Origin of the sequence: Paraburkholderia sp. BR14312, from assembly GCF_040948675.1 — a bacterium.
GTDB lineage: Bacteria > Pseudomonadota > Gammaproteobacteria > Burkholderiales > Burkholderiaceae > Paraburkholderia > Paraburkholderia nodosa_A.
Genome location: NZ_JBFPKI010000012.1, coordinates 220282 through 234306, shown reverse-complemented (window position 1 = coordinate 234306; position 14025 = coordinate 220282). Strand labels below are relative to the sequence as shown.

Sequence of the window (14025 nt, the reverse complement as noted above, 5' to 3'; positions counted from 1 at the left end):
ACGCAGTTTTTGCAGGTGCCGCGCCCGGCAACGGGTGCGGTCACACTTGGAGCCCGACGCAAGTCGGGCTTTTTTTTCGACTGGGCTCGGGGTCGAGCTATTCGATCAGCTTGTTCAACGTCGCAAACTCGATCAGCGCCGCAAGCGACGACACGCCGAGCTTGTCCAGTACGCGGGTCTTGTAGGTGCTGACGGTTTTATCGGAAAGCCCAAGCCGTGCCGCGATACCCTTGTTGCTCAAACCGCGCGCTAGATACTGCAGGACTTCGACTTCGCGAGGCGACAGCCCGTTGAGCGCGACGTCGCGTCCGCCGCCGCAGCTACCCGCCGGGAAGCAGTCGTAGCCGAGCAAGACCGCCTTGACCACACCGCACAGTTCCTCCACACCGCGATTCTTGTTGACATAGCCGTTCGCGCCCGCGACGCGCGTGTGATTGGCCATGACCAGCTCGGGCTTCGCAGAGAGCACGAGAATGCGTGCGCCGGGCTGCGTCGTGCGAACGCCGCGGATCACGGAAAGGCCGTCGAGCTTCGGCAACTCGAGGTCGAGAATGACCAGATCGGGATGCAGTTGCTGGACGAGGCGCAGGCCCGCTTCGCCGTCGCTGCACTCGCCGACCAGTTCGTACTCCGTATTGAGCACGTTGGCGAGCATCTTCAGCACGATCGGATGGTCGTCGATGACGACGACGCGTTTCATTTTTTGTTCCATGGTGGCGTATTCGTTTGACCCTTCAGCGTGAATCTCACAGCCTGAACGACCTGGCGGCAATTGTGTATAGGAAAGTTCTGAAAGAACCCGCAAGAAACTGTCGCAGGGTTAACCCATTGCTCTCATAGTTTGAATTTAACTAACGCGTGAATTAAAGTAGAACGATGATCACGCGCACCCGCACCGCTGCTGCTGCGGCCCGCCCGCGAGGCCGGCGCCCCGCCGCCGCCGACCTCGACATGCGCGAGCGGCTGCTCGCTAGCGCCACGCAACTGTTCGGCGAGCAAGGCATCGCGGCCACCACCATGGCGCAGATCGCCGAGGCCGCCGGCGTGACGTCCGCGATGGTTCACTACTACTTCACGAATCGCGAAAAGCTGCTCGACGCCGTGGTCGAGGAGCGCATCGCGCGCTCCATTGCCTTCGTGTGGGAGAGTGTGGATAGCGCTGACAGTGACCTCGCGCAAGACCCTCACGCGCTCGTGGAAGAACTAGTCGCGCGGCTCTTCGACGTCACCGCGCGCATGCCCTGGCTGCCGCCGCTCTGGCTGCGCGAAATCGTCAACGAAGGCGGCCTGCTGCGCGAGCGCATGCTCAAGCGTCTGCCCACCGAGCAGTTGCAACGTTTTGCCGCGCGCGTCAACGAGGCGCAGCGCGATGGCAGCGTCAACGCCGAACTGGAAGCTCCGCTGCTCTTCATCTCGATTCTCGCGCTCGTCATGCTGCCGCTCGCCACTTCGAAGCTCTGGCAAAGTGTGCGCGGCTTTCCGAAGATCGAGCGCGAGGCACTGCATCGCCATGTGAGCGCGCTGTTGAGCGCGGCCTTGCGGCCCGCGCCGCAGACCACGCGCGCGCGCCGCACGACGGGCTCGACGGGGAGCCGCAAGGGGGACGCGTCATGAAGCGCCTCATTGCCGTCATATGCACTGCGTTGCTCGTGCTCGCCGCGTGTTCCAGGCACGGACCGGCTGGCTGGCAGGGCTATGCCGAAGGCGAGTACGTCTATCTCGCTTCTTCGCAGCCGGGCACGCTCACACACCTCGAAGTGCAACGCGGGCAGACTGTCGCCGCCAATGCGCCCGCCTTCGCGCTCGACTCCGTCGAGGAAGCGGCTGCGCGCGACGAGGCGCAGCATCGGCTGACGGCCGCACAGCAGCAGCTCGCCGACCTCCAGACGGGCAAGCGTCCGCCCGAAGTGCGCGTGACCGAGGCACAGCTCGCGCAGGCCGAGGCGAACGCGCGCAAGGCCGCGCTCCAGCTCACGCGCGACGAAACACAGCTTCGCGCGGGCGGTATTGCGCAGGCACAGCTCGACGATTCGCGCGCGCAGGCTGCCTCCACGGCCGCCCAGGTGCGCGAGTTGCAAAACCAGGTGCGCGTGGCGAATCTGCCGGGACGTAGCGCGCAAATCGCCGCCCAGGCCGCCGACGTCGAGGCCGCGCGCGCCTCGCTCGCACAGGCGCAGTGGCGGCTCGACCAGAAGCGCGTGAGTGTGCCGAGCGGCGGCCTCGTCTACGACACGCTATTTCGTGTAGGCGAGTGGGTGCAGGCGGGCAACCCCGTCGTGCAGATGTTGCCGCCTCAGAACGTGAAGGTGCGCTTCTTCGTGCCGGAAACGATCGTCGGATCGCTCGCGCCCGGTCGCAAGGTGAACGTGCGCTGCGACGGCTGCGCCGCCCTGGTGCCCGCCACCATCACGTGGATTTCGAACGCCGCCGAATATACGCCGCCCGTCATCTACAGCAACGAGAACCGCGCGAAGCTCGTTTTCATGATCGAGGCGCGGCCTTCCGCAGAAGACGCCGTGAAGCTGCATCCGGGCCAGCCGGTCGAGGTGACGCTTCAATGAGCACACCAGATCGATCCGCCGGCGACTACGCCATCGACGTGCGCAATCTCAACAAGCGTTTCGGCAGCAAGCATGTCGTCAACGACGTGTCGCTGCGTGTGGCGCGCGGCGAGATCTTCGGCTTTCTCGGCCCGAACGGCAGCGGCAAAACCACGTCGATCCGGCTCATGTGCGGGCTGCTCACGCCCGACTCGGGTTCGGGCACCTGCCTTGGCTACGACATCCTGCGCGAGAGCGCGCAAATCAAACGTCACGTCGGCTACATGACGCAGCGATTCTCGTACTGGGAAGACCTGACGATCCGCGAGAACCTCGACTTCGTCGCGCGCATCTACGAGATGCCGAACCGGCGCGAAGCCGTCGACCGCGCGCTCGAATCGCTCGGGCTCGCCAGCCGCGCGAGCCAGCTCACGGGTGCGCTTTCGGGCGGCTGGAAGCAGCGGCTCGCGCTCGCAGCCTGCATGCTGCACGAGCCCGAATTGCTGCTGCTCGACGAACCGACAGCGGGCGTCGACCCCACCGCACGCCGCGACTTCTGGGAGGAGTTGCACCGGCTCGCCGCGCGGGGCATTTCGGTACTCGTGAGCACGCATTACATGGACGAAGCCGAGCGCTGCCACAAGCTCGCCTATATCGCCTACGGCAAGCTGCTCACGCAGGGCACCGCGGCCGAGGTGATCGCCGAACAGAACCTCGAAACGTGGGCGATTCACGGCGAGCGGCTCAGCGCACTCGCCGCGCAGTTGCGCGACGCGCCGGGCATCGACCAGACGGTGGTGTTCGGCTCCGCGCTGCATGCGAGCGGACGCGATCACGCAGCGCTCGCCAAGGCGGTCGAGCGTGCCGTAGAAGGCCAGCCGCTGCGCGCGGAACGCATCGACACTGGTCTCGAAGATGTCTTCATCTACCTGATGAGCCATGCTCAGGACAATTACGGGGTCACGTCGTGAGCGCCTCGTTCCCGTTTTCCGTGGCGCGCTGGTGGAGCATCGTGCTCAAGGAGTTCCTGCAGCTCAAGCGCGACCGCATCACGTTCGCGATGATCGTGGGCCTGCCGATCATTCAGCTCACGCTGTTCGGCTATGCAATCAACACCGACCCCAAGCACCTGCCCACGGCCATCGTCGTGCGCGAAGACAGCGTGTTCGCGCGCAGCTTCGTCGCGGGCATGCGTAACTCCGCCTATTTCGACGTGATCGAAACGCTGCCTGACGAAGCCTCGGCGCGTCATGCGCTCGCGCGCGGCACGGTGCAGTTCGTGCTCAGCATTCCTGTCGATTTCTCGCGGCGCCTGCTGCGTGGCGAACGACCCTCGCTGCTCGTCGAAGCCGACGCGAGCGATCCCACCGCCATCACCACCGCGCTCGCCGCGCTGCCCGGGCTTGTCGCGCCGGTGGCTGCGAAGGACCTCACCGGCCCGCTCGCACACTTGAACGGCACGCCCGCCGCGTTCGACGTGCAGGTGCACCGGCTCTACAACCCCGAGGGCATCACGCAATACAACGTCGTGCCCGGGCTCATGGGCGTGATCCTCACGATGACAATGGTGATGATGACGGGTCTCGCCATCACGCGAGAGCGCGAGCGCGGCACGATGGAGAACCTGCTCGCGACGCCTGTGCTGCCCATCGAGGTGATGACGGGCAAGATCATTCCGTACGTGGCGATCGGGCTGATCCAGGCGACCATCATTGTGCTCGCCGCGCGCTACGTCTTTCACGTGCCGTTCGCGGGCGGTCTCGTCACGCTCTATCTTTCGGCGCTGCTGTTCATCGCCGCGAATCTCACGGTGGGCATCACGCTGTCGTCGCTCGCGCAAAACCAGTTGCAGGCCATGCAACTGACGATGTTCTATTTCCTGCCGAGCCTGCTGCTCTCCGGCTTCATGTTCCCGTTCGGCGGCATGCCGCGCTGGGCGCAATGGCTCGGCAATCTGCTGCCGCTCACGTATTTCAACCGGCTCGTGCGCGGCATCCTGCTCAAGGGCAACGGCTGGACCGACTTGTGGCCGGCGGTCTGGCCGCTCGCCGTCTTTACGGTCGCGGTCATGGCGATCGCCGTGCGCTTTTACCGGCGCACGCTCGACTAGCGCGAGGCACACGACCATGACGCGCGACGCCACTGTTGCCCTCCTGCTTGTGCTCATGCTCGCGGGCTGCACCGTGGGCCCCGATTTCCACCCGCCTGCCGCGCCCGATGCCACGGGCTGGACGCGCGAGCCCGTGCCGGCATCCACCGCCAGCGCCACCGGCCCCGGCGGCGGCGCGCAGACCTTCACGGCCGCGGAACACGCCTCAAACGATTGGTGGAAACAATATGGCAGCGCGCAGTTGAATGAACTCGTCGATCAGGCCTTGCGCGCGAGTCCCACGCTCGACTCGGCGCGCGCCAGGCTCGTGGAAGCGCGCGAAAACTACAACGCGCAGGCAGGCGCGACGAACTTTCCCTCTGTCGATCTGAAACTTTCCGGCACGCGCCAGAAAGTCGATCTCGCCGCTTTCGGCATTACGCAAGTGCCGAATCCGCCGCCGTTTACGCTCTACAACGCTTCGGTCAGCGTCTCGTACGTATTCGACTTGTTCGGCGCCAACCGTCGCGCGCTGGAATCCACGTTCGCGCAGGTCGATTATCAGGCGTACGAAATGGAGGCTGCGCGACTTTCGGTGGCCGCCAACGTGGTGTCCACCGCCATCCGCCGCGCATCGCTGCAACGCCAGATCGATCTCACCACGCAACTCGCGCAGACGCAGGCGCGCCAGCTCGCGATCATGCAGGCACGCTACGCGGCCGGCGGTGTGGCGCAGATCGACCTGCGCAGCCAGCGCACCCTGCTCGCGCAAACGCGCGCCTCGCTGCCGCCGCTCGAAACGCAGCGCGCGGCTGCCGAGCATCAGCTCGCCACCCTGCTGGGCGTCGCGCCCGCGCGGTTCGCCGCGCCGCTCGATGCCCTTTCTCTCGATACGCTGCATCTGCCCGATACGGTTTCGCTCACTGTGCCTTCCACGCTGGCCCGCGAGCGTCCCGACATACGCGCCGCCGAGGCGCTGCTGCATCAGGCCGGCGCGAACGTGGGCGTAGCGACGGCGAATCTTTTTCCGCAGATCTCGCTCTCGGCCAGTATCGGGTCGGAGCGCACGCGTATCGAGGACGTCATCAGCGGACTGAACATCTGGAACGTCGGGCTCGGCCTCACGCAGCCGCTGTTCCATGGCGGCGAATTGCGCGCGAAGAAACGCGCGTCAGAAGCCGCCTATGAAGCCGCTTTCGCCGACTATCGGCAGACCGTTCTGCAGGCGCTGCAGCAGGTCGCCGACTCGCTGCAGGCGCTCCAGAACGATGCGACCGAACTGCAGGCGCGCGACGACGCCGCTCGCGAGGCCCAGGCCAACGCGGCGATCGCACAAACGCGCTACAACGCAGGCGGCGTGAGCGAGTTTTCGCTGATCGATGCGCAACGCCAGGCACTCCAGACCACGCTCGACCGCTCGCGCGTTCATGCGGATCGCCTGACCGACACCGCGGCGCTCTATCAAGCCCTCGGTGGCGCCCCGCTCCCCGGCACCGCGCCGCCAGGGCAAGGCAACGACACATCGGCGCCTGCCGCGACCGTCCGGTAACCTGGCCGCCCCACGCGGCAACCATCAATCCGCGGCGGCAACCATTCGTTTCCTTTCGCTTGCTCCGCGCCTGCGCGACAATGACCCTCCCCTGCTCCATCCGCAAACGAGAGACACGTATGAACCAGGCATCGCTGTCCCCCGCAAGTCTGTCCCCCAACGATCTCGTCGCGGCCGACGCGCTTGAGCTTTCGGAATGGATACGCCTGCGCAAGGTGTCCTGCCGCGAAGTGATGACGGCGTTTCTCGACCATATCGAGCGCGTGAATACGCCGGCGAACGCCATCGTCTCGCTACGCGAGCGCGCCACATTGCTCTCTGAAGCAGGCGAACGCGACGCCCAGCTCGCGCGAGGCGGGTACCTTGGCTGGATGCACGGCATGCCGCAAGCGCCGAAGGATCTCACGCCTACGGCCGGCATCCCGTACACGCAAGGCTCGCCGTTGTTCCGCAACGAAGTGCCCGCAGCGGATTCCCTGATGGCCGCGCGCATGCGCGCACAGGGCGCAATTTTCATCGGCAAGACGAATACGCCGGAGTTCGGCCTGGGCTCGAACACCTACAACACGGTCTTCGGTACCACGCGCAACGCTTACGATCCCACGCGCAGCGCGGGCGGCAGCAGCGGCGGCACGGCCGTGGCGCTGGCGCTGCGCATGCTCCCCGTGGCGGACGGCAGCGACATGATGGGGTCGCTGCGCAATCCCGCGGGCTGGAATAACGTGTTCGGCTTCCGTCCGTCGCAGGGCCGCGTGCCCTCCGTGCCGGCGCACGAGCTGTTCTTCCATCAGCTCGGCTACGCGGGACCGATGGCCCGCAATGTGCCTGACCTCGCGATGCTGCTTTCTACCCAGGCGGGCTACGACGCGCGTGCGCCGCTTTCCATTGCCGAAGATCCCGCGCAGTTCGCGGGCTCGCTCGAGCGCGACTTTGGTTGCGCGCGCATCGGTTGGCTCGGCGATTACGACGGCTATCTACCCATGGAAGACGGCGTGCTCGCACTCTGCGAAACGGCGCTCAAGGACTTCGAATCGTTAGGCTGCAAGGTCGAAGCCGCGCGCCCCGACTTTGCCATGGAGCGCGTGTGGCAAACGTGGGTCACGCTGCGCCATTTCTCGTGCGCGGGCACGCTGGGCGCGCTCTATCGCGACCCGGAAAAGCGCGCGCTGCTCAAGCCGGAAGCGCAATGGGAAGTGGAAGGCGGCCTGAAGCTCTCGGGCGAAGACGTGTGGAACGCCTCGGTCACGCGCAGCCAGTGGTACAACGCGCTGCTAGCGCTGTTCGAGCGTTACGACTACCTCGTGCTGCCCAGCGCCCAACTCTTCCCGTTCGACGCGAGCGAGCATTGGCCGAAGTCGATCGCGGGCCGCACGATGGATACCTATCACCGCTGGATGGAAGTCGTGATCGGCGGCAGCCTCGCGGGGCTGCCTGTCATCAGCGTGCCCGCGGGCTTCAATGCGCAAGGCCTGCCGATGGGTCTGCAGGTGATCGGCAAGCCGCAGGCGGACCTCTCGGTGCTGCAACTCGCGCACGCGTACGATCAGGCCACGCAGTGGGTCAAGCGGCGTGTGCCGCCGCTGCTGCAGGCGTAGTGCGCAGAAGCAAAAAAGGCAGCGCCACGGCGCTGCCTTTTTTTCATCGACATCTCAAGCCATCACGCCTTCACCGCGCGCGCTGCATTCCTGCCGCGCAGCCATTCGAGCGCGAGCAGCAGACACGTGGAGAACACGATCAGTATCGTGGCAAGCGCAGCGATCGTCGGGCTGATGTTCTCGCGGATGCCCGTGAACATCTGACGCGGCAAGGTGGTCTGGTCGGCGCCCGCGAGGAAGAGCGTCACGACGACTTCGTCGAACGACGTGGCGAACGCGAACAGCGCGCCCGAAATTACGCCCGGCGCGATGACGGGCAGCGTGATGCGGAAGAACGTCGTGACCGGATTGGCCCCGAGCGAAAGGCTCGCACGCACGAGATTGTGATTGAACCCCTGCAGCGTTGCCGCCACCGTCGTCACGACGAACGGCACGCCCAGCGACGCGTGCGCGAGGATCAGGCCGAGATACGTATTGGCGAGGCCGAGCGGCGCGAAGAACAGATACATGCCCACGCCCACCACCACCACGGGCACGATCATCGGCGAAATGAGCACGGCCATGAGCAGTGTCTTGCCGCGGAAATCGGCCTTGGTGATGCCGATGGCCGCGAGTGTGCCGAGCACGGTCGCCACGACTGTGGCGGCGGGGCCCACGATGAAGCTGTTTTTCGCGGCCATGCGCCATTCGTCGGACATCACGAGGTTTTCATACCAGCGCAGCGACCAGCCCGGAATCGGGTAGACGAGGAACGTGCTCGACGAAAACGACAGCGGCACGATCGCGAGCACGGGCAGGATCAGATACAGCAGCGTGAGCACGACGAGCGCGCGCAGCGCGAAGTACCACACGCGTTCGACGGCCGACGTATGCGGCGCAAACAGCGGCTTGGCAAATTTCATGATCGCGCCTCCCTTAGCCAAGGCTCAGTTGCGTGCGCGTGAAGCGCCCGTAGACGAAATAGAGCACCGTGGTCGCCGCGAGCAGCAGCGCGCCGAGTGCGCAGGCCATGCCCCAGTTGATCGACACGTTGGTGAAGTACGCCACGTAGTAGCTGACCATCTGGTCGCCCGGGCCGCCGAGCAGCGCCGGCGTGATGTAGTAGCCGATCGAGAGAATGAACACGAGCAGCACGCCCGCGCCCACGCCGGGGTACGTCTGCGGCACATACACGCGCCAGAAGGCCGCGAACGGATGGCTGCCGAGCGACACGGCCGCGCGCTGGTAAGTCGGCGGAATCGACTTCATCACGCTGTAGAGCGGCAGCACCATGAACGGCAGCAGGATGTGCGTCATCGAAATGTAGACGCCCACGCGGTTGAACAGCAGCGCGAGCGGATGCGAGATGAGGCCCGAGCCCATCAGCGCCTTGTTGACGAGGCCCTCGCCCTGCAAGATCACGATCCACGCCGCCACGCGCACGAGAATCGACGTCCAGAACGGAATCAGCACGAGGATCATCACGAGATTCGCGCGGCGCTCGGAGAGCGTCGAGATCCAGTAAGCGAGCGGGTAACCGAGCAGCAGCGCGAACACCGTGACGAACACGCTGATGACGAAGGTGCGCGCGAACACGTCGAGATAGATCTGCTGCTCGGGATCGGCGGCCACGATGCGGCCGAACGCATCCTGACGATGATCGAGCGAGGCGAGCAGATAGAACGGCGAGATGCGCGAGCTGTTCTTCGCAATGGCTTGCCAGTAGGTCACGTCGCCCCAGCGGTCGTCGAGCTCGACAATTTTGGCGCGCGTTTGCGCGGGAGTGAGCGTAAGCGGTTTGCCGTCGTCGTCGGCGAGCGGCATGGCGCGCGCCGTCTTCGCGACGAGCGAGCGGAAGCCCGCGATTTCCACGTTCAGGCGGCGCGCCAGCGCGCCCATCGCATCACCTTCCTTTACGACGGTGAGGTCCTGCGCAAGCGCAGCGTAAGCCGCGTCGGGTGGCGCGCTCTTGCGGTCCCAGCCGCGCAGCGCCGTGATGGTATGCGGCAGCGCTGTCGCCACTTCGGGGTTCTGCACCGCACGCGTGAGCAGTGCCGCGATCGGCACCACGAAAATCAGCAGCAGAAAGATCGCGAGCGGCGCGATCAGCATGAGCGCCATCGTGCGCTTCTTCGCTTGCGCCACGCGCAGTTCGCGCTTCAGCCGCGCGGTCTCCTCGCGTGCCGCGCCGGCAACGTTGGTCACGGTCGTCATCGTAGTCACACCTGGTCTCCCCCTGCCATGCTACAAAACGCTCCGGCGCTCGCACGCCGGAGCGTCTAGCCCACCCTTACTTCGCGGCCCACGAGGAGAAACGCTGCTCCAGTTCGTCGCCGTGGTCGGTCCAGAACGTGAGGTTCTCCTGGATGGCGTTCTTGCCGTTGGCCGGCGAATTCGGCAGGTTGGCGAGCGTCTTCGCATCGAGCGCCTTGATCGCGTTCGCGTTCACCGGGCCATACGCGATGTGCTGCGCATACTCCTGCTGCGGTTTCGGCGAAAGCGTGTAAGCGATGTACTGCTCGGCCAGCGCCTTGTTCGGCGCGCCCTTCGGGATCGCCCAGTAGTCGAGGTCGTAGATGCTGCCGGTCCACACTACCTTGAGGTTCTTGCCTTCGCGCTGCGCGGCGTCGATACGGCCGTTGTACGCCGTGGACATCACCACGTCGCCCGCGACCAGGAACTGCGGCGGCTGCGCGCCGGCTTCCCACCACTGGATGTTCGGCTTCAGCTCATCAAGCTTCTTGAACGCGCGGTCCTGACCGGCCTTCGTCGAGAGCACCTTGTAGACGTCCTGCGGCGCCACGCCGTCGGCCATCAGGGCGAATTCCATGTTGTACCGTGCGCCCTTGCGCATGCCGCGCTTGCCCGGGAATTTCTTCACGTCCCAGAAGTCGGCCCAGTTCGTGGGCGCGGTCTTGAGCTTGTCGGCGTTATAGGCGAGTGCCGTGGACCACACGAAGAAGCCTGCGCCGCAGGGCTGCTGCGCGGCCTTCATGAAGTCGCCCTTGTTGCCGAGCTTGGCCCAGTCGAGCTTCTCGTAGAGACCTTCGTCGCAACCGCGCGCGATGTCGCCGGTTTCGACTTCCACCACGTCCCAGTCCACGTGCTTCGCGTCGACCATGGCCTTCACCTTGGCCTGCTCGCCGTTGTATTCGACGGCGGTGATCTTGTTGCCCGTCTGCGACTGGAACGGCTCGTTGAACGCCGCCTTCTGCGCATTGCCATTGGCGCCGCCAAAGTTCACGACGGTGAGCTCCGCGGCATTCGCCACGCCGAACGAGAGTGCGAGCGCGGCCGCGACCGCTGCAACGCGCATGTTGCCGATCTGCTTCATGGTTGAGTCCCTTCTCCTTGGTGGTTTGTCTTGCCGGGCCCTTCGATGCGAGAAACGTGGCCCGATCGTCGAGACGCCTGCTTCGCGAGGCGACGGCGCGCGAGATTGCGCGCCGCGCCCGCACGCCTCAAGCGAACACGCGCAGATGCTCCGGCGCGAATTCGAGTGCGACCGGCTGACCGGGCGCGAAACCGTCGAGCGCCTCGGTGCCGAGCGGCACCTTCACGAAGCACTCGTCCTGCTGGGGCAAGCCACAGCGCATGCGCACGTGGTCGCCGAAATAGATCAGGCCGCGCGCTTCGCCCGCCAGCGCGTTCGCACCGTTACCCCTCGAGCCGTTCGCGAGCTTCATGCGCTCGGGGCGAATGCAGGCGATGGCTGAGGCGCCCGCCTGCGCACCCGCCACATTGCGGCCCTTCAGGCGCGTGCCGTCGGCGAGATGCATTTCGCAGTACTCGCCATCCACGGCGGCAATGGTGCCGCGCAGCCGGTTGCTGTCGCCGATGAAGTTAGCCACGAACTCGTTGCACGGCGACTCGTAGAGCCGGTCCACGCTGTCAAGCTGCTGCACGATGCCCTTGTCGAACACCGCCACGCGGTCCGACATCGTGAGCGCCTCGCCCTGATCGTGCGTGACGTAGACGAATGTGACGCCAAGCTTCTCGTGCAGCGACTTCAGTTCGTACTGCATATGTTCACGCAACTGCTTGTCGAGCGCGCCGAGCGGTTCGTCCATCAGCACGAGCTTGGGCTGGAAGACGAGCGCGCGGGCAAGCGCGATGCGCTGCTGCTGGCCGCCCGAGAGCTGCGCGGGATAGCGCCTGGCGAAACCTTCCATGCGCACCATCTTGAGCGCGTCGTTCACGCGCTGCGCCCGCTCGGCGGTCGGCACCTTGCGCACGCCCAGCGGGTAGGCCACGTTCTGCTCGACCGTGAGATGCGGGAAGAGTGCGTAGTTCTGGAACACCATGCCGATGTCGCGCTTGTGCGGCGGCACGTTGTTGAGCAGTTTGCCTTCGAGACGGATCTCGCCGCCGGTGGGAAACTCGAAGCCGGCGAGCATCATCAGGCAGGTGGTCTTGCCGGAGCCGGACGGCCCGAGCAGCGTCAGAAACTCTCCCTGGTAGATATCAAGGTCAAGTTGTTTGACGACCAGTGTTTCGCCGTCGTAGGTCTTGCGCACGCCGCGAAAGCTGACGATCACATCCGAGGTCTTCATTCGCCCTGTCTCCTTTGCTTGCTCTTTTCCCGGCCGGCCTTCTGACGCGATTAAATAAATACGTCACAGGCATTAACCGAACCTGACGTGCGAATTACTATAGATGGTCCCGGCTCTATTCAATGGAGCCATTTCATTATTATCGATGGAACCACTTGGCCATGGTCATCCTGTCCGAATGGCTCGCTGCGCAACTCGAGAAGGAAAGCGCCGAGCCCGCCTACCGTCAGCTGCTCCAGCTCATGCAGCAGGCCATCCTGACGGGTCGGCTCGCGCCCGGCACCAAGCTGCCCAGCTCGCGCACGCTCGCGGTCGACCTCGGCGTGGCGCGCAACACCGTGCTGCACGTCTACGACCAGCTGAGCGCCGAGGGCTACGTGATCTCGACCACGGGCAGCGGCACCTATGTCGCCGACACGCGCCCCGACTCGGCCGCCGTGAGCACGCCGACGCCAGCGGCCGCCCCCGCCGACGAGGACGACGAGGAGAACGGCGCCTCCCCGCGCGGCGACATGTCGATGCGCGGCCAACGGCTCATCGACGAGGCGGGCGTGTCCGCCAGGCAGTGGGGCGCATTCATGCCGGGCGTGCCCGACGTGGCCGAGTTTCCGGCGCGCACGTGGAGCCGCCTGCAGGCCCGCCTGTGGAAATCGGCGAATCATGGTTTGCTTACTTACGCTCCCGGCGGCGGCTACCGTCCGCTGCGGCGCGCGCTTTCGGACTACCTGCGGGTGGCGCGCTCGGTGCGCTGCACGCCGGACCAGATCATCATCACTACGGGTATTCACCAATCCATCGATCTCGCTGTGAGGCTGCTCGCCGACCACGGCGACACGGCGTGGGTCGAAGAACCGTGCTACTGGGGCGCGCGCAGTGTGCTGCAGTCCTCGGGACTGAAGCTCGCACCGATTCCCGTCGACGACGAAGGGCTCAATCCGCGTGAGCAGGACCTGCGCGACCCGCCACGCATCGCGCTCGTCACGCCTTCGCATCAATATCCGCTCGGCATGGTCATGAGCCTCGCGCGCCGCCGCACGCTGCTCGAATACGCGCGCCAGCACAAGGTGTGGATCATCGAGGACGACTACGACAGCGAGTTCCGCTACGGCAGCCGGCCGCTCGCCTCGTTGCAGGGTCTCGACGAATCGGACCGCGTGATCTACGTGGGCAGCCTTGGCAAGCTGCTGTTTCCCGGCCTGCGCATCGGCTACATGGTCGTGCCCGAGCGGCTCGCCGCCACATTCCGCACGGGCGTGGCGGAGCTGTATCGCGAAGGCCAGCTCATGCAGCAGGCCGTGCTCGCCGAGTTCATCATGGATGGCTATCTCACTTCGCACGTGCGCCGCATGCGCACGCTCTATGGCGAGCGGCGCCAGTTGCTGATCGACGCGGTCACGCGCCACTTCGGCGATGCGCTGCCCGTTATGGGCGACGAAGCGGGCCTGCACTTCGTGCTCGGCCTGCCCGACCATGCCGACGACCGCGCCGTCGCTGCGGCCGCCTACGACGCGGGCGTGATCGTGCGGCCGCTTGCGGCCTACTATAGCGTGCGCCAGGACCGCAAAGGATTGCTAACGGGTTATGCGTGCGTGCCGCACGAGGAGATCGCGCCGGCCTTTGCGACGCTCGCGCAGGTCATCGAAGAACACGCGTTCGCGAGCCCGAAAAAGCTGCGGCGCGCCGGTTAGACCGAAACGCGCCGCTGCATCGAATCGCCAAA

General features: G+C 65.6%; 12 protein-coding genes. 7 read left to right on the top strand and 5 right to left on the bottom strand.

Annotation, left to right across the window (positions count from 1 at the left end; genetic code table 11):
• Positions 1 to 97 precede the first annotated feature (97 nt).
• Complete coding sequence (locus AB3X98_RS30710; protein WP_069261842.1) at positions 98 to 700, bottom strand: response regulator transcription factor; 603 nt, start codon at positions 698 to 700, stop codon at positions 98 to 100.
• Positions 701 to 876: 176 nt separating this feature from the next.
• Between AB3X98_RS30710 and AB3X98_RS30705 the strand changes: the two genes are divergently transcribed.
• The 6 genes from AB3X98_RS30705 (at position 877) to AB3X98_RS30680 (ending at position 7773) form a co-directional block, all read left to right on the top strand.
• Positions 877 to 1614 carry a TetR/AcrR family transcriptional regulator gene (locus AB3X98_RS30705; protein WP_368605159.1) on the top strand — a complete coding sequence of 246 codons (738 nt, stop codon included), beginning with the start codon at positions 877 to 879 and terminating at the stop codon, positions 1612 to 1614.
• Positions 1611 to 2561, top strand: a complete 951-nt coding sequence (locus AB3X98_RS30700) for an HlyD family secretion protein (protein WP_069261403.1) — start codon at positions 1611 to 1613, stop codon at positions 2559 to 2561. The genes AB3X98_RS30705 and AB3X98_RS30700 overlap by 4 nt, the downstream gene beginning before the upstream one ends.
• Positions 2558 to 3511, top strand: a complete 954-nt coding sequence (locus AB3X98_RS30695; protein WP_069261404.1) for an ABC transporter ATP-binding protein — start codon at positions 2558 to 2560, stop codon at positions 3509 to 3511. Before AB3X98_RS30700 ends, AB3X98_RS30695 begins: the two co-directional genes overlap by 4 nt.
• Positions 3508 to 4650 carry an ABC transporter permease gene (locus AB3X98_RS30690; RefSeq protein WP_069261405.1) on the top strand — a complete coding sequence of 381 codons (1143 nt, stop codon included), beginning with the start codon at positions 3508 to 3510 and terminating at the stop codon, positions 4648 to 4650. The genes AB3X98_RS30695 and AB3X98_RS30690 overlap by 4 nt, the downstream gene beginning before the upstream one ends.
• A gap of 16 nt (positions 4651 to 4666) precedes the next feature.
• Positions 4667 to 6178, top strand: coding sequence for an efflux transporter outer membrane subunit (locus AB3X98_RS30685; protein WP_368605158.1), 1512 nt, complete (start codon positions 4667 to 4669; stop codon positions 6176 to 6178).
• A gap of 119 nt (positions 6179 to 6297) precedes the next feature.
• Positions 6298 to 7773, top strand: a complete 1476-nt coding sequence (locus AB3X98_RS30680) for an amidase (protein WP_368605157.1) — start codon at positions 6298 to 6300, stop codon at positions 7771 to 7773.
• A 62-nt stretch (positions 7774 to 7835) separates the two neighbouring features.
• Here the strand turns inward: AB3X98_RS30680 and AB3X98_RS30675 are convergent, their stop codons facing one another.
• From AB3X98_RS30675 to AB3X98_RS30660, 4 genes are all read right to left on the bottom strand, one after another.
• Positions 7836 to 8675, bottom strand: coding sequence for an ABC transporter permease (locus AB3X98_RS30675; protein ID WP_069261408.1), 840 nt, complete (start codon positions 8673 to 8675; stop codon positions 7836 to 7838).
• Positions 8676 to 8688: 13 nt separating this feature from the next.
• Positions 8689 to 9966: an ABC transporter permease gene (locus tag AB3X98_RS30670; RefSeq protein ID WP_342947173.1), complete on the bottom strand. Its 1278-nt coding sequence runs from the start codon at positions 9964 to 9966 to the stop codon at positions 8689 to 8691.
• Positions 9967 to 10042: 76 nt separating this feature from the next.
• On the bottom strand, positions 10043 to 11068 hold the full coding sequence (locus AB3X98_RS30665) for an ABC transporter substrate-binding protein (protein WP_342918844.1): 1026 nt from the start codon (positions 11066 to 11068) through the stop codon (positions 10043 to 10045).
• A gap of 145 nt (positions 11069 to 11213) precedes the next feature.
• Positions 11214 to 12305, bottom strand: coding sequence for an ABC transporter ATP-binding protein (locus AB3X98_RS30660; protein WP_069261411.1), 1092 nt, complete (start codon positions 12303 to 12305; stop codon positions 11214 to 11216).
• Between the two features lie 155 nt (positions 12306 to 12460).
• On the opposite strand from AB3X98_RS30660, the gene AB3X98_RS30655 reads away from it, so the two are divergent.
• Complete coding sequence (locus tag AB3X98_RS30655; RefSeq protein WP_368605155.1) at positions 12461 to 13993, top strand: PLP-dependent aminotransferase family protein; 1533 nt, start codon at positions 12461 to 12463, stop codon at positions 13991 to 13993.
• The last annotated feature ends 32 nt before the right edge of the window (positions 13994 to 14025 follow it).

Coding starts and splice junctions, on each gene's coding strand:
- AB3X98_RS30675 (WP_069261408.1), bottom strand. CDS start 8,675: ATGAAATTTGCCAAGCCGCTGTTTGCGCCGCATACGTCGGCCGTCGAA.
- AB3X98_RS30680 (WP_368605157.1), top strand. CDS start 6,298: ATGAACCAGGCATCGCTGTCCCCCGCAAGTCTGTCCCCCAACGATCTC.
- AB3X98_RS30710 (WP_069261842.1), bottom strand. CDS start 700: ATGAAACGCGTCGTCGTCATCGACGACCATCCGATCGTGCTGAAGATG.
- AB3X98_RS30700 (WP_069261403.1), top strand. CDS start 1,611: ATGAAGCGCCTCATTGCCGTCATATGCACTGCGTTGCTCGTGCTCGCC.
- AB3X98_RS30660 (WP_069261411.1), bottom strand. CDS start 12,305: ATGAAGACCTCGGATGTGATCGTCAGCTTTCGCGGCGTGCGCAAGACC.
- AB3X98_RS30670 (WP_342947173.1), bottom strand. CDS start 9,966: ATGACGACCGTGACCAACGTTGCCGGCGCGGCACGCGAGGAGACCGCG.
- AB3X98_RS30695 (WP_069261404.1), top strand. CDS start 2,558: ATGAGCACACCAGATCGATCCGCCGGCGACTACGCCATCGACGTGCGC.
- AB3X98_RS30665 (WP_342918844.1), bottom strand. CDS start 11,068: ATGCGCGTTGCAGCGGTCGCGGCCGCGCTCGCACTCTCGTTCGGCGTG.
- AB3X98_RS30705 (WP_368605159.1), top strand. CDS start 877: ATGATCACGCGCACCCGCACCGCTGCTGCTGCGGCCCGCCCGCGAGGC.
- AB3X98_RS30685 (WP_368605158.1), top strand. CDS start 4,667: ATGACGCGCGACGCCACTGTTGCCCTCCTGCTTGTGCTCATGCTCGCG.